The 14810-nt window shown below is 69.6% G+C and carries 13 protein-coding genes and 3 pseudogenes; 3 read left to right on the top strand and 13 right to left on the bottom strand.

Going from position 1 to position 14810, the window contains the following annotated elements; all coding sequences use genetic code 11:
• Nucleotides 1-37: 37 nt before the first annotated feature.
• From ACQ86L_RS16920 to ACQ86L_RS16900, 5 genes and pseudogenes are all read right to left on the bottom strand, one after another.
• A complete protein-coding gene (locus ACQ86L_RS16920) occupies nucleotides 38-1153 on the bottom strand; it encodes a Gfo/Idh/MocA family protein (protein ID WP_434316452.1) in 1116 nt (371 codons plus the stop codon).
• Nucleotides 1150-1946: pseudogene (locus ACQ86L_RS16915) on the bottom strand (ThuA domain-containing protein). The gene ACQ86L_RS16920 and the pseudogene ACQ86L_RS16915 overlap by 4 nt, the downstream one beginning before the upstream one ends.
• Before the next feature lie 35 nt (nucleotides 1947-1981).
• Nucleotides 1982-2839, bottom strand: coding sequence for a carbohydrate ABC transporter permease (locus tag ACQ86L_RS16910; protein ID WP_434316451.1), 858 nt, complete (start codon nucleotides 2837-2839; stop codon nucleotides 1982-1984).
• Complete coding sequence (locus ACQ86L_RS16905; protein ID WP_434316450.1) at nucleotides 2836-3801, bottom strand: carbohydrate ABC transporter permease; 966 nt, start codon at nucleotides 3799-3801, stop codon at nucleotides 2836-2838. The genes ACQ86L_RS16910 and ACQ86L_RS16905 overlap by 4 nt, the downstream gene beginning before the upstream one ends.
• A gap of 57 nt (nucleotides 3802-3858) precedes the next feature.
• Nucleotides 3859-5076 (bottom strand): sugar ABC transporter substrate-binding protein, encoded by a 1218-nt coding sequence (locus tag ACQ86L_RS16900; RefSeq protein WP_434316449.1) that lies wholly within the window; start codon nucleotides 5074-5076, stop codon nucleotides 3859-3861.
• A 135-nt stretch (nucleotides 5077-5211) separates the two neighbouring features.
• On the opposite strand from ACQ86L_RS16900, the gene ACQ86L_RS16895 reads away from it, so the two are divergent.
• Both ACQ86L_RS16895 and ACQ86L_RS16890 read left to right on the top strand, forming a co-directional pair.
• Nucleotides 5212-5436: a LacI family DNA-binding transcriptional regulator gene (locus ACQ86L_RS16895; RefSeq protein ID WP_434316448.1), complete on the top strand. Its 225-nt coding sequence runs from the start codon at nucleotides 5212-5214 to the stop codon at nucleotides 5434-5436.
• Nucleotides 5437-5468: 32 nt separating this feature from the next.
• Nucleotides 5469-6170, top strand: a pseudogene (locus ACQ86L_RS16890) (substrate-binding domain-containing protein); the annotation flags it as partial.
• A gap of 147 nt (nucleotides 6171-6317) precedes the next feature.
• Here the strand turns inward: ACQ86L_RS16890 and ACQ86L_RS16885 are convergent.
• From ACQ86L_RS16885 to ACQ86L_RS16860, 6 genes are all read right to left on the bottom strand, one after another.
• A complete protein-coding gene (locus ACQ86L_RS16885; protein WP_434316447.1) occupies nucleotides 6318-7331 on the bottom strand; it encodes an NAD-dependent epimerase/dehydratase family protein in 1014 nt (337 codons plus the stop codon).
• Nucleotides 7328-7768 (bottom strand): MerR family transcriptional regulator, encoded by a 441-nt coding sequence (locus ACQ86L_RS16880; RefSeq protein ID WP_434316446.1) that lies wholly within the window; start codon nucleotides 7766-7768, stop codon nucleotides 7328-7330. Before ACQ86L_RS16880 ends, ACQ86L_RS16885 begins: the two co-directional genes overlap by 4 nt.
• Nucleotides 7769-8335: 567 nt before the next feature.
• Nucleotides 8336-8824 carry a hypothetical protein gene (locus tag ACQ86L_RS16875; RefSeq protein WP_434316445.1) on the bottom strand — a complete coding sequence of 163 codons (489 nt, stop codon included), beginning with the start codon at nucleotides 8822-8824 and terminating at the stop codon, nucleotides 8336-8338.
• Entirely contained in the window at nucleotides 8797-9960 is a 1164-nt protein-coding gene (locus ACQ86L_RS16870) for a hypothetical protein (RefSeq protein WP_434316444.1), read from the bottom strand. Before ACQ86L_RS16870 ends, ACQ86L_RS16875 begins: the two co-directional genes overlap by 28 nt.
• A 2-nt stretch (nucleotides 9961-9962) precedes the next feature.
• Nucleotides 9963-10172 carry a hypothetical protein gene (locus ACQ86L_RS16865; protein WP_434316443.1) on the bottom strand — a complete coding sequence of 70 codons (210 nt, stop codon included), beginning with the start codon at nucleotides 10170-10172 and terminating at the stop codon, nucleotides 9963-9965.
• A gap of 282 nt (nucleotides 10173-10454) precedes the next feature.
• Complete coding sequence (locus tag ACQ86L_RS16860; RefSeq protein WP_434316442.1) at nucleotides 10455-10823, bottom strand: VOC family protein; 369 nt, start codon at nucleotides 10821-10823, stop codon at nucleotides 10455-10457.
• A gap of 61 nt (nucleotides 10824-10884) precedes the next feature.
• Here ACQ86L_RS16860 and ACQ86L_RS16855 point away from each other — a divergent pair, with 61 nt between their 5' ends.
• Nucleotides 10885-11346, top strand: coding sequence for a MarR family winged helix-turn-helix transcriptional regulator (locus ACQ86L_RS16855; RefSeq protein ID WP_434316441.1), 462 nt, complete (start codon nucleotides 10885-10887; stop codon nucleotides 11344-11346).
• A gap of 81 nt (nucleotides 11347-11427) precedes the next feature.
• On the opposite strand, the gene ACQ86L_RS16850 is transcribed toward ACQ86L_RS16855, so the two are convergent.
• The gene (locus ACQ86L_RS16850; protein ID WP_434316440.1) at nucleotides 11428-13191 is read right to left on the bottom strand and encodes a glycoside hydrolase family 13 protein; all 1764 of its coding nucleotides are present in this window, start codon (nucleotides 13189-13191) and stop codon (nucleotides 11428-11430) included.
• A pseudogene (locus ACQ86L_RS16845) lies at nucleotides 13188-14788 on the bottom strand (glycoside hydrolase family 66 protein). Before ACQ86L_RS16845 ends, ACQ86L_RS16850 begins: the two are co-directional and overlap by 4 nt.
• Nucleotides 14789-14810 lie beyond the last annotated feature (22 nt).

Genomic DNA, 14810 nt, shown 5'->3' with positions numbered 1-14810 from the left:
CCGTGGCCGATGAGCGCGACCCGGAGGGGCGCGCCTGTCACCGCAGGGCCTCCGCTCCGCGCACGTGGGCGACGCTCCCCCACTGCTCGAGCCGCTCCCGCACGTCGGTGCGCCGCTCGGTCCGCACCGCCTCCGCGTAGCGCTGCTCCAGGAGTCGCGGGATGTCGACCCGCTCGCCGGTGTCCGCGCTCAGCACGGCGGCCTCCACCATCGCGAGGCTGGGGATGTTCCGGTGGATCTCGCTCTGCGGCGTCTCGCCGCTGCGCAGGCAGCGCACGAACTCCGCGAGCGAGCCGGCGATCTCCTCCGGACCGGCGGGCACATCGGGCAGCGTGTCGATCCCGTCCGCCTCCGGTGCGCCGTCCCCGTCCCACACGGCGGTGCCGTGCTCGGCGCTGACCCGCCAGGAGCCGTTCCACGAGGTCTCGCGGCCCGGCGCGCACCAGCTCCCGGTGAAGGTGTAGCGGGCGCCGTCGTCGAACGCGAACGTCGCGGTGGCGGAGGCGTCGCCGTCGTACCAGCTCCACGCCGGGTTCCACGACGAGCAGGACACCGTCACCGGGTCCGCCCGCAGCAGGTAACGGGCCATGTCGAACTGGTGGATGGCCATGTCCACCAGGAGCGGCTGCTCCATCCGGTCGCGGAAGCCGCCGAAGTGCGGGGCCTTGTAGAACTCGGTCGTGATGGCGCCGACCCGGCCGAGCCGATCGGCGACGGCGCGCAGCCTGGTCAGCTCGGTGAAGAACCGTCGCGACTGGCTGACCATGAGCAGCCCGCCCGCGACCTCGGCGAGCGCCGCCTGCTGCAGGGCGTCGACGAGCGTGGGCGCGATCGGTTTCTCGCAGAGCACAGGGAGGCCGGTGAAGAGGGCCTCCTCGTTCACGGGGCGGTGGGCCGCGGGCACGGTGACGTTCACGACGGCGACCGCGCCGCTGCGGGCGGCGACCTCGGACACCGAGGAGCCGAGGACCACGTCGAGCGCCTCCTCCCGCGCCACCCGCCCGGCCAGCTCCAGGTCGAGATCGACGATCCCGACAACGCGGGCGTCCGGCGAGGACCCGACGGTGCGGATCCAGTTTCGGCCCATGTTGCCCGCGCCGACGAGCACGACCGGCAGCGGCTCCTGCTGGTAGCCGGGGGCGAGGCCGCTCACAGGACGACCTCGTCGCGGTTGTGCATCGCGCCGGCGTAGCCGTGCCCAGTGAAGAAGTCCCCGCGCTCGTAGCGCAGCAGCACAGGCTCCTGCCGCGCCGGCCTATCGGAGGCCGCCCACTCCACGCCGTTCGCGATGACGTGCCGGACGTCGGGGTGGTGGTACACCGGGTAGTCCTGGTCGCCGGGGCTGAAGTAGAAGATCCTGCCGTTGCCGCGCTTGAACGTCATCCCGCTGCGGAAGCACTCGCCGCCGCTGAAGGTGCTGATGAAGACCAGCTCGTCGGGGGCCGGCACGTCGAACTGCTCGCCGTACATCTCCTGCGCCGGGATCTCGATCGGGTGCGGGATGCCCTGCGCGATGGGGTGCGTCGGGTCGACCGTCCAGACCAGCTCCCGGTCGTTGTCGCTGCGCCAGCGCAGGGTGCACGACGTCCCCATCAGCTTGGTGAAGATCTTCGACCAGTGCCCGGAGTGCAGCACGATCAGCCCCATCCCGGAGAGCACGTGCCGGTGGACGCGCTCGACGATCTCGTCGGACACCTCCGCGTGCGCGGCGTGGCCCCACCAGGTCAGCACGTCGGTCTGCTCCAGCAGCTCCTCCGTCAGCCCGTGTTCCGGATCGTCGAGCGTTACGGTGCGCACGCTCACGCGGTCGCCCGCGAACTCCTCGATGCCCTCCTTGATGGTGGTGTGCATCCCGGACGGGTAGATCTCCGCGACCTCCGGCTCCAGCTGCTCGTGGCGGTTCTCCCCCACACGACCACGCGGATCGGGTCTTCTGCGGTTCCGATTCGATGAGACACTTCTGGTCACTCTCCTTGTTTCTTCACTTGACCGCGCCGCCGAGGGCTCCGGCGGCGATGTAGCGCTGCGCGAGGATCAGCAGCACGCCGGCCGGGATGGAGGCCAGCACCGCTGTCGCCATCACCGGCCCCCACTGCTGCACGTTGGCGCTGATGTAGTTGTAGATGCCGAGCGTGATCGGCCGGACTTCCGGCGTGCTGGTCAGGGTCAGGGCGAAGAGGAAGTCGCCCCACGCCCCGAGGAAGGTGAACAGCGCCGCGGTGACGATCGCGTTCTTGCTGATCGGGACGACGATCGAGATGAAGGCGCGGAAGTTGTTCGCGCCGTCGACCAGCGCCGCCTCCACCAGGGAGGGCGGCAGCGATCCCATGAACGCCCGGATGAGCAGGATGGCGAACGGGATCTGTGCCGCGGTGTCGGCGAGGATCAGCCCGGCGTACGAGTTCAGCAGCCCCAGGTCGTTGAACAGCGCGTAGAGCGCGTTCGCGATCACGATGACGGGGATCATCTGCGTGATCAGCAACGCGAACACGAACACGGTCATGCCGCGCATCCGGAACCGGGCGAGCCCGTACGCCGCCGGAGTCGCGATGGCGATGGTCAGCACCACGGTGCTCAGCGCGATGATCGTGCTCGTGACCAGGTTGCCGCCCTGCTGCTTGAGGGCGGTCACGTAGCCGTCGAGCGTCGGCTGGAGCGGGAACCACGCGGTCGTGGCCGCCCCGGCGTTGGCCTGCAGGCTGCTGTTGACCATCCAGTAGACGGGGAAGATCATCACCGCGAGGAAGACGACGCCGAGGACGGTCATCGGCCAGCGCCGCTTGACGTGCGGGCGCGGGCGCTGTCCTTTCGGGAGCACGATGGCTCTGGTCTCGGTCATTCGTCGACCTCCTTGCGTGACATGTACAGATAGACGACCGCGAAGACGAGGGAGATCACGATCAGGATGTTGCTGATCGCGGCGCCCTCCCCGAACGCGAACTGCACGAACGACTTCTGGTACGCCCAGGTCGCGAGCGTCTGCGTGGAGTTGGCCGGGCCGCCTCCGGTGAGGCCGAGGATCACGTCCACGACCTTGAGCGTGTAGACCACGCCGAGCACGATCACGACGCTGACCACCGGCCGGATGCTCGGCCAGGTGATGTGCCGGAACGCCCGCCAGCCGACCGCGCCGTCGAGCGCCGCCGCCTCGTACAGTTCCTCCGGCACGCCCTGCAGACCGCTGTAGAGGATGGTCGTGTTGAACGGGATGCCGAGCCAGACGTTCACGCCGATCACCGCGATCAGCGCGAGCGACGGGCTCACCAGCCACGGGATCGGCTGGACGCCGAAGACGCCGAGGAACTGGTTGAGCGCGCCGCTGTCCTGGTCGAGGATCCACTTCCAGACGGCGCTCGACGCGATCAACGGCAGCAGCCACGGCAGCAGCAGAAGCGAGCGCAGGAAGCCGCCGAGCGGGAAGTTGCGCTTGAAGAACAGTGCCAGCCCGAGGCCGATGGCGAACTGGAGGACGATCGAGCCGATCGTGAACAGCGCCGTGTTCAGCATCGTCGTCGTGAACAGTGAGCTGGTGACCGTCGTGACGTAGTTCTGGAGGCCGACCCACGGGGCCTCCCCCGTGTAGAAGGTGCTGGTCGTGTAGTCCTGGAACGACATCGCCACGTTCTTGACGATGGGGTAGCCGAAGAAGATCAGGACGAACAGGACCGCCGGCAGGACGAACAGCCATTTGCTGATCGACCGGGCCAGCCGGAACCGGCGGCGGCGGGGGCTGCCGGCGACGGGACGGTCGTCCCGCACGGGTGGTGCGATCGCGGGTGTCTCCGCGTTGAGAGTCGTCATCGACCTCGTCCTTTCCCGCGGAGGCGGGAGCACGCGGCTCCGCCTCCGGCGAGTTCGCTACTGGTTCTCCGACTGAGCCTGCTTGAGGGCGTCCGCCGGGGACGCCTTGCCCGTCAGGGCGAGCTGCACGGCGGTGTAGATCTTGGTCGCCGCCTTGGGCCACCCCTCGCCGAGCTCGGCGGTGCGCGCCCGGGCGTCGGCGACGACCCCGACGAAGGAGGCGACGTCCGGGTTCGCCGCGCCGAACTTCTTGGCTTCGGCGAGGTCGGTCGGAACGGTCTGGGCGGTCTTGGCCTCGAAGGACTGCATGGCCGGGCTCATCAGGCACTGGACGAACTTCGCGCCCGCGGCCTGTGCGTCCTTCTTACCCGTCTGCGGCAGCGTGTACTGCTCGCCGCCGAGGGGCGCGACCGAGGTCTGCGACGCCTCGCGGACCGGGACGGAGACGCTGGCCCAGTGCAGTCCGCTCGCCTTGGCGAGCGCCGGGATCTGCCACGGTCCGTTGATCATCATGGCGGCCTTGCCCGCGATGAACTGGTTGTTCACGTCCGCCTGCGCCCACGAGATCGAGCTCTTCGACAGCGATCCGTCGTTCTGCAGGTCGAGGACGAACTGCAGCGCCTGGGCGGCCTGCGGCGTCGCGATGTTCTTCTCGTCGCCGCCGTTGGACCAGAAGAAGGGCAGGAACTGCCAGGTGCCCTCGTACGTGTTGATGTTGCTCATGGCGAAGCCGTAGCGGCCCTTGCTCGCGTCGGTGAGCTGGCGGGCGGCGGTGCGCAGCTCGTCCCAGGTCTTCGGCGGCTGGACGCCTGCGGCCTGCAGGATGTCGGTGTTGTAGAACAGGGCGATGGAGTTGGCGAGCGGCTGCGCGCCGTAGAGCTGACCCTTGTAGGTGCCCGCCTTGACGGCGGCCGGCGTGAGGCCGTCGCCGGTGATCCCGAAGTCCTTGAGCGGCGCCAGGGCGCCGGTGGCGGCGATCTGCTGCACATCGGGGTTGTCGATCATGAGGACGTCCGGCAGGGTCTTGGACGAGACCTGCTGCAGGACCTTCTGGATGAGGGAGGCTCCGGCGACGTGGACCGCGTTGACCTTGATGCCGGTGCTGGCCTCGCACTTGGCGTACTGGGCGTCGTGCGATCCGTCGGTGAAGTAGTCCTCGAGCGTGATGCTCTTGGCGGTGGAGGCTCCTCCACTGCCGCTGCTGCACGCGACGAGTCCGAGCGGGATGATGGCCGCGGCCGCGAGGACCGCGACGGCGCGATGTGCTGTCTTCATGGGTGGATGCTCCTTTGCATTGCACTGTGGCTGACGACGGTGTGTGCAGGATTGTAAGCATAAAATCAGACGGAAGTCACGAACTTTTTTATGCTTACAACCACGGAGACCACTCTGTGCGAAAATGAAGGACTCATGACCGCTCCCAAGAAGGCGGGCACACGCAAGCCCAGCATGGCCGACGTCGCCCGGCACGCCGGCGTCTCCGTCATGACCGTCTCCAACGCCATCAACCGGCCGGACATCGTCAGCGAGGCGACCAGGGAGCGCGTGCGCGCGTCGATGGACGCGCTCGACTACCGCAACAACCTCGTGGCCCGCAGCCTGCGGCTGGCCCTCCCCGCCAGATCGGCTACCTGATCGGTCCGCACCGCTTCGCGGCCGACGCCTACATGGACCAGTTCCTCCACGACCTGGCCGCGACCTCCGAGCGTCACGGCCGCAATCTGACCCTCATCTCGGCGCGGTCGCAGGAGATCGAGGCCTGCGAGGACCTCTACTACGGTCAGATGGCGGCGGGCTTCATCGTGCCCAACATCTCCATCGGCGACCCCCGGCTCCCCGCGCTCGCCGAACGCGGCATCCCGTTCGTCGCGTACGGCGGCGACCCGCAGGACGACACCGCCACCTGGAACTGGGTCGACACCGACGCCGAGAAGGGCATCGTCCTCGCCGTCGACCATGTGACGTCGCTCGGCCACACCGAGCTGGCCTACCTCGGCTACCCCGACGAGCTGATCACGACCCGCTACCGGCGGCTCGGGTACATCGGCGCGTGCACCGAGCGCGGGCTGGAGTCCTCCCTCGCGCCGGGCCGGCTGGTGGAGACCGGACCCGAGTTCACCGACACGCTGGTCGCAGCGCGCACCCTGCTGACCTCCGACGACGCGCCGACCGCGATCGTGAGCGCGACGGACCAGCACGCGCTGGCTGTCGTCCTCGCCGCCCGCGAGCTCGGCATACCGGTGGGCACGGGCGTGGCGGTCACCGGTTTCGACGACTCGCCGGTGGCCGGGGAGTCCGGCTTCGGGATCACCTCGATCCGCCAGCCCAAGGACCGTATCGCCGAGATCCTGGTCGACATCCTCGTCGGTGAGGGGACGACCGTGAGGCAGGAGTTGCTGGAGCCGGAGCTGATCGTGCGGTCGAGCACGGTTCGAGGGGCGGCGCCTTCGGCGCCGCCCGTCGCGACCGGAGGAGATCCGGCCGGACACGCCCGGCGCCCTCCTTCGGAGGCTGCTTCAGGCCGGCGTGTCGCCGTTGATCTCCTCCGCTGCACGCAACATCCCCAACTCCTCCAGGCTCTCCGCCGTCGCCACGATCGTCTCCACCGCGGGCCGCGGCCGCAGCCCGAGCTCGGCCTTCGCACGGTCGTTGTGGATGACGAGCGGCGCGGGCTCGTCGCCCGGCAGCTCCGCCGTCGGCACCAGGCGCGCCCGGTCGCCGAGCTCGGCGCGCAGGACGTTCGCCACGTCGAGGAATGTCATCGTCGGGCCGTCCGCGAGCACCAGGTAGCGCTTGCCCGCGGCCTCCGGCGTCGTCATCGCGGCGATGTGGGCCGTCGCCACGTCGCGCACATCCGCGATGCCGAAGCGCTGGCGCGGGACCGCCGTCATCGCGCCGCTGAGCATCCCCGCGAACAGCTGGAGGGAGGATCGCGCGGCGGCGGTCAGGGTCGGGCCGGCGACCCAGGTCGGGTTGACCACGACCAGCTCGGTGTCGCCGCCCTCCCGCTCGATGAAGTCCCACGCCGCGCGCTCGGCGACCGCCTTCGACAGCGGGTAGGCCGGCAGGCCGGGCGTCTCCGGATCGGTCCAGTCGGACTCGTCGTAGTCGCGGACCGGCTTCGGCGAGTACCCGACCGCCGCGAACGACGAGGTGAGCACCACTCGTCTGGCCCCGGCGGAGCGAGCCGCGCGCAGCACCCGCAGGGAGCCGTCGCGCGCCGGGACGACCACCTCGGCCGGGTCGGCCGTCTGGATCATCGGGGAGGCTACGTGGTAGACGTCCTCGATCCCGGCGAGCGCGGCCTCCCAGCCGTCGTCGTCGGTGAGCGAGGCCGCCGCGAAGGTCAGCCCGGCATCGTCCGCGCCCGCGCGCCGCACCGCCGCGCGGACCTCCTCGGACCGGTCGAGGGACCGGACGGTCGCGCGCACCGCAGTCCCGGAGTCGAGGAGGTCGGCGATGAGGCGTGTGGCGAGGTAGCCGTTGCCTCCGGTGACGAGAGTCGCGGGCGTGGTGGGGGTGTCGTTCATCGGAAGGTCTCCTCGAGTCGGGGAAGGATGGTCTCCAGTTCGAGCTGCGCCTCGGCTTCGCCCGCGATGTCGGCACGCGCGCGGGCGTCCCACAGCGCGGCCTTCGCCCGCAGGTAGTCGAGGTGGGTGCGCAGCGTCACGATCTGCTCCTCCACCCGCACGGCGTGCCGCAGCAGGATGTCGCGCTGCTCGCCCGCGGCGTCGTGCCCGCGCAGCCGGTTGGCCTGGTAGGTGCGCATGTCCTCGATCCCGACGCCCATCGCCCGCAGGCAGGCGAGCACCTGCGCCGTGTCGAGGTCGCCCTCGCTGTAGCGCCGGTGACCGCTGCTGCCGTCGCGGGCGATCGGGCCGAGGAGGCCGACCTCCTCGTAGTACCGCAGGGTGGGCTCGCTGAGACCGCTCTGCCGGGACACGTCCTGGATGCTCAAACTGGTCATGTCCCCATCAGAACAGACCTCAAGCGCTTGAAGTCAAGCGCGGGAAACCCGTATCAGTGTCGGCCAAGCGAGGTCGGCGGCGCAGTACTCGTGCGGGTGAACCTTATTCGCGACTCCGGATCATCCGGGTCACCGGTAGTGAGGACTAGGTAGGTCGTGAACATACCGTTCTTTGCGCCGATGCTTCGGGCGCAGGTCCCACTAGTGATTGACACGCTCGGATCGTAACCTCGGGAGAAGGACCACCTGTACTCACCGACCGCCGACGGGCAATCGGCCAACCTCGGGAGATAAGGAAGCGGGCCACCGGAGATGGTCACCAGCCCGTCCGCCCTGAAGTCGAGTCGCGTCACCTGCGCGCCGTCGCTCACCCACGTCCCGTACAGGTCACGCTCTTCGAACTGCACCGGCCGCTGCGACCAGAAGGACACACCCACCACATAACCGACGAACGCCACAATCAGCCCCGAGCTCACCCACGGCGCCCACCGCCCCCACCGCACCCACCGCCCCGGCCCGCCGCGCGAGACCTTCACCGCGTCTTGAGCGTCCACGTGATCTCCTGCGTCATTCAGCCGCCGAGGTCGGCGGCGCAGTACTCGTGCGGGTGAACTTTATTCGCGACTCCGGCTGATCCGGGTCACCGGCGTAGAGGGCGAGAACGGTCGTGAACATACCGTTCTCTGCATAAATGAGTTGGCCGCAGGTCGCACCGACCGACACGCTCGGATCGTCACCGGGGAAGAATTCCCAAGGGTACTCGCCGACCGACGGACAATTGGGCACCCTCGAGTCAAAGGGGAACGGGTCACCGGATATGGTCACCAGCCCGTCCGCTCTGAAGTCGAGTTGCGTCACCATCCGGCCTTCGCTCACCCACGTCCCGTACAGGTCCCGCTCTTCGAACTGCACCGGACGCTGCATCCAGAAGGACATACCCACCACATAACCGACAAACGCCACAATCAACCCCGGGAGCACCCATGGCACCCACAGCAACCACCGCGCCGGCCCCGTGCGCGAGACCATCACCGGGTCCTGAGCGTCTGCGTCCACGTGATCTCCTGGGTAATCGGCTGGAACTGACCCTTTGTCTCCTGAAGGTGTTTCATCTTGTCGTAGGGCGGCACATGGTAGGGGCCGAACGGCCACGTCTCCGTCGACGGGATGCGGGTCGCGGACTCCGGTGTTGTCACGTTGGTCGCCTTGATGGTGACGACGGCGGTACCGTCGTCGTTCAGCTTGGTCACTTCGTAGGTGTAGTCGAAGGAGCCGATAAACGCTTCGGGAAGGTTCCCCTCGAACCCCGCATTCACGATCGTATTGAGATCGCGCGGCAGGTCTTCGCCGCGTGCGTCGTACCGACCCTTCCGCTCAAGGTTGGATTCGCCCTCCAATATCTTTCCTTGAATATCGGCCTCCGCGCGCGCGACGCTCGCGCTCTGCGTGAACACCTGCGTGAACGGGTGATTTTCGTCGAACGTGAAAGTCCGCTTTCCCTTCCCGCTGATCCACGCGTCGACCATCGTCCACACGGTCGCGTTGGCCCGGTCGATGCGGTCCCGGATCGCACGCATGTCCTTTTCGTTCGGGCCCTGCATGCGGCGGCGCGTACCCTTCGGGGTCGGGTCGCCGAAGATGCCGGCCGTGATGCCTGGGCCGCGCTTCTTCTCGGTGATCTCCGCGATGGATTTCCGGAACCTCGACTGGGCGTCGATTCGCGCCTCGTGGAGAGCCGCGAGGTGGGAGAGAGCCTCCGCCTCCTCCTCGATCGCGGCGGCCCTGTTCCGCATCGCCGAGGAGATGAACTCCTCCACTCCCAGCTCACCGCGCGGGCCCGCGATCGTGGTGGTCGGCAGGCCCAGAGTTCTGCGCGCCTCCGCCAACTGGGTCACCCACGGGGCCGCGGATTCTTTCACCTCGTCGTGAGCCAGCTGGTACGCCCCGCAGGCGGAGACCGCCCGGTCCAACTCCGCATGCGTGGCTTTGATGCGGGCCATCAGAACGTCGTGGGTCGCCGCTGCCGCATCCCCCGCCTTGCCTTTCCAGTGCTCGCGGATCGTGGCAGCGGATGTCTGGATGGCGGCGTGGGCCTTCTCGAGGGCCGTCTGATCACGCCTGAGTTGCCAGATCAGCTCGTCCAGCGCCGCCGGATCACCCAGACCCGGGTCTTCCTCTGTGAACTCCTCCACGGCTACCGCTCCGTGGAGGCGGCCGCCTGGCCCGCCGTGTTCGCGAAATCGGCGGCGGCTTTCCGATCCCTCTGGATCTGCGCTTCCGTCGCCGACATCACCAGCGTGTGCAGAGCGGCGGCGTCATCCACTGTTCCCTGGCAGACGACCTTCCACCAGGCCTCCAGGGACTGCCGCCCCTTATCGACGGCGTGGTCCCCTGCTCCCTCCACGGGCGGTAACGAACCCGTGGGAAGCACCTCTCGCACCGCAGACAGTTTGGAGGCGCCCTGAACGACCGCCTCTGGCGCAATACTCACTTTCACCGCAACCCGTACCTCTCAGTCTCCGCGGGGGAAGAACTCATGTCTCCCACGCTAGCCTCAAAAGTATCAGTTGAGCCACCGATGGGCGGCGGGCCGTCCGCCAGGTCACGTCACGTCGGCATCCAGTCCCACCCACGCCCTCCCCGCGCAGGCGCCGTCACTGCGACGCCCGTTCTCAGCCTCGGGCCCTCAGGCCCGGTCGTGGAGGGTGACGTGGTAGCCATCCGGGTCGGCGAAGGTGAAGGTCCGGCCGAACGGGCCGTCGATCGGGGCGGACACGATGGTGCGCCCGTCGGCGGCCAGCGCGTCGTGGATCGCCTGGACGGCCGTCGCCCGGAGCCAGAGCGCGACGCCGAGACCGGGCTGGGCGACGGAGCCGAGGTCGGTGCCCGCGACCAGGTCGCGGAGCGCGAAGGCGATCGGCTCGGTCATGAAGACGACGGCGTGCGGAGGGCCTGCGGGTGAGCGGACGAGGCCGAGGTAGCGCTCGTAGAACGCCTGGGAGGCGTCGAGGTCGCGCACCTGGAGGGAGATGAAATCGGGGCCGATGGCGGACATGGTGGAACTCCTCTCGTGTGTCAGTTTTCTGACATGACTGAGCCTATGTCAGACTACTGACATGAGCGTCCCTGACGACGGAATCCACCTCGAGACCTCCCTCGGCTACCTGCTGAAGGAGGCCTCCAGCGCCCTCCGCGCGGCGATGGAGGAGGTCCTCCGCCCGCTCGGGATGACGGTGACCCACTACTCCTGTCTCGAACTGCTGGCCCAGCGCCCCGGCCTGTCGAACTCCGAACTGGCCCGCGGCGCGTTCGTGACCCGGCAGACGATGAACGTGCTCCTCCAGGCGCTGGAGCGCGACGGCTTCGTCAGCCGCCCCGCGGAGGCGCCGGTCGGCAAGATCCTGCCCGCACGGCTCACCGCGCGCGGCCGGCGCAGCCTGGCGGCGGCGAGCGCGGCGGTGCGATCGGTGGAGGTCAGGATGCTGGCCGGGATGACGCCGGCGGAGCAGTCCGCTGCGTTCGCGAGCCTGCAGAGCATGGTGCGGGCGCTGCGCGAGGAGCGCTCCGCGACGATCTGAGCGCAATCCCAGAGCCGCGCTCGCCCGGTGCGCACCGCGCTCGCCACGGACACGCCGGCGCAGGTCGCGGGCGGACACGAGTCAGCCCGCGACCTCCCGGAGGAACACCTGCGCCTCCCACGGCTCGCAGCGCCCGTCCACCCGCGGCAGCCGCCCGTCGAGGTTGCCGAGCACCGGCTCCGCCTCCCGCCAGCCGCCGACGTCCGGGAGGTCGTACTCCGCCCGCTCGCCGGACAGGTTCGCGATCACGAGCAGCTGCCGGTCGCCGAGCGTCCGCGTGTAGGCGAACACGGTCGGATGCTCCGGCAGCAGAAGCTCGAAGCTGCCGTGCGAGACCGCCCGCTCGCTGTGGCGCAGTGCGATGAGTGCGCGGTAGTGCGCGAAGACCGACTGCGGATCCTCGCGCTGCGCCTCGGCGTTGATCTGCGCGGCGTTCGGGTTGACCGCGATCCACGGCGTCCCGGAGGTGAACCCGGCCGCCGGGCCGTCCGACCACTGGACGGGCGTGCGCGCGTTGTCCCTGCTCATCACGCGTAGCGCGGCGAGCACGGCCTCCGGCGCCTGGCCCTGCGCCGCGACCGCCACGGCGAAGTGGTTGAGCGACTCGATGTCGCGGAAGTCGTCGATGGATGCGAACGGCATGTTCGTCATGCCCAGCTCCTCGCCCTGGTAGACGTAGGGCGTTCCGCGCATCAGGTGCAGCACCGTCGCGAGCGCCTTCGCGGAGGCGACGCGGTGCTCCGGCCGGTCGTCGCCGAACCGGCTGACGACCCGGGGCTGGTCGTGGTTGTTCCAGTACAGGCTGTTCCAGCCGGTCTCCGCGAGGCCCTCCTGCCAGCGGCCGAGCGATGATTTCAGGTCCCGCGGCGAGGCCGCGCCCGGGTCGAACTTGCCGCCGGCCCCGTGGTCCAGCCCGACGTGCTCGAACTGGAACACCATGTCGACCTCGCGCCGGGCCGGATCGGTGAACAGCCGGGCGTGCTCGATCGTCACCCCCGGCATCTCGCCCACGGTGAGGTAGTCGCCGGTGCGTCCGGCGAACACCCGCTCGTGCATCTCCTGCAGGAACTCGTGGATGCGCGGCCCCTGCGCGTAGAACGGGAACCCGTCGCCGTGAACGGCGCCCGGCGGCACCTCGCCGTCCGGGAGTTCCGGCACCTTCGAGATCAGGTTGATGACGTCCATCCGGAAGCCGTCGACTCCGCGGTCGAGCCACCAGTTCATCATCTCGTAGACGGCCTCCCGCACCTCCGGGTTCTCCCAGTTGAGGTCGGGCTGCTTGCGCGAGAACAGGTGCAGGTAGTACTCCCCCGACGCCTCGTCGTGGTGCCAGGCGGGCCCCGAGAAGAAGGAGCCCCAGTTGTTCGGCTCCGCGCCCGGAGCGCCCGCCGCGAAGCCGGCCTTCGGTTTCCGCCACCAGTACCAGTCGCGCTTCGGGTTGTCGACGGACGACGCGGACTCCACGAACCACGGGTGCTCGTCGGAGGTGTGGTTGACCACCAGGTCCATCACCAGCTTCATGCCGCGCGCGTGGAGGTCCGCCAGCAGCTCGTCGAAGTCCTCCAGGGTCCCGTACGCCGGGTCGATCGCCCGGTAGTCGCTGATGTCGTAGCCGTTGTCGTCCTGCGGGGACGCGTAGACCGGCGACAGCCAGACGACGTCCACGCCGAGCTCCTGCAGGTGATCGAGGTGCTGGATGATCCCGCGCAGGTCGCCGACGCCGTCGCCGTCGCTGTCCGCGAAGCTGCGCGGATAGATCTGGTAGACGACGGCGGAACGCCACCACTGGTCGTCGGCCGCCGGCGCACCGGCGCGCGCGGCGGGGTTCGTGGTCAGGTCGGTCATGGTGCTCCATCCGGTTCGAGTTCGACGAGGACGACCTGCCACGCGCCAGGAGGCGGCAGGACGACCGTCGCGTGCGTCCCCTCCACGTGGACGGGGAGGTCGACCAGCCGGGGCGTACCGTCCGGGTCCGCTACGCGGACGCGCGGGGTCGAGCCGGCGACCGCGCGCAGGCGCAGCGTCCCCGGACCGATGTCGCCGACGGCCTCCTTGGGCGCGTCCCAGAGCGTGTCGGGCTGACCGGCCAGGTTGATGAGGTGGACGACCAGGCCGCGCCCGGTCTGCACCACGCGGCGCCAGACCGCGCCGGCCACGGGCTCGCCGGTGACCTCCGCCTTCGCGTACGTGACGTCGAGGTCGTCGTTGTACCGCCCGGCGTAGGAGCCGGTGACGTCCGCGATCGCGGGATCGAACAACAGCTCGTCGTGCTCGACCATGAAGTCGTACCAGCGCCGGAGCAGCCCGGCCGTGGAGTCCTCGACCACGTGGTTCCGCACGTAGTACGGGTCCACCAGGATGCGGTCGGCCTCCCCGCCAGGAGCTGGGTGGCCCCGTGCGAGAACAGCGTCGCCATCGTGAAGGCGGTGGCCCGGTCGGCTGCGACGGCGGGCGCCGAGTCGTAGACGTGCTGGTACGCCGCGATCGCGACGGGCTTGTCCCCGCCGGCCGCGCGAGCCCGGGTGACGACGGACGCGAGCGAGCCGAGCGTCAGGTGCGGGTCCCACACCTCGATATAGACGGCGTCCTGCGGGCTCGCCGCCGTCGTCCAGGTCGGGAAGTCGTTGACGTTGTTGAAGACCAGGTGGGCGTCGGGGAGCGCGTCCCGCACCCCGCCGATCATCGTGTCGAACGACCGGGCGACGTCCACCGTGCGGCCGTCCGCGCGTCGTGCGTGCTTCGGGTAGCCGTACTGGTCGAGGTGGAACCCGTCGAAGCCGACCGCCTCGACGGCGGCCGCGAGCTCGTCACGGAAGTGCGACAGCCACGGCACGGCGGCCGGGTCCACGATGAAGAGGAAGTCGCCCAGCGCATACGGCTCCCCGGCCGCGTCGAGGAGGGCCCACTGCTTCCAGCCGTCCCACTCGCGCGGACCGACCGCGTACACGGCCGCGTACCCGAGGGCGCGCGCCCCGGCCGCGCGGACGCCGTCGGCCAGCCGCCGCACCGTCGCCAGCGACACCGGCTGGCCCAGCGCGTCGTCGTAGTCCTCCCCGCCACCCAGCAGGTCGGCGTGCCGGTACGCCCAGTCGTAGAACTGCACGTCGGTGAGGTGGAGGCGGCGCACGGTGTCGGCCAGTCCTCGCGGGTCGCGACCGGGCGTGTAGTCGACGGTGAAGCCGTACCGCAGGCGCGTCGTGCCGGCTCCGGCGACCTGGACGGCGGTGCGGAGGAGGACGGTCCCGTCCGTCCACTCGACGCCGTAGCAGCCGGCCGCCGGAGTGCCGAGCGAGACGAATCCCGGGCCGTCCGTCGCCCAGGCGCCCAGCTGCTCGCCGAGGCGCCAGAGCGTGAGCTCTCCGGCCCCGGCGACGCCGCGCACCTCGACCCGGACCTCGTCGCCCGCGCCGAACCAGGCGCGCTCGGGCAGCAGCTCGCTCATCCCTTCACCGCCCCGGAGGTCA

This window comes from Leifsonia sp. P73 (assembly GCF_051059105.1).
Lineage (GTDB): Bacteria > Actinomycetota > Actinomycetes > Actinomycetales > Microbacteriaceae > Leifsonia.
The sequence above is the reverse complement of the archived record's forward strand: the minus strand, read 5'-3'. Positions and strand labels throughout refer to the sequence as shown.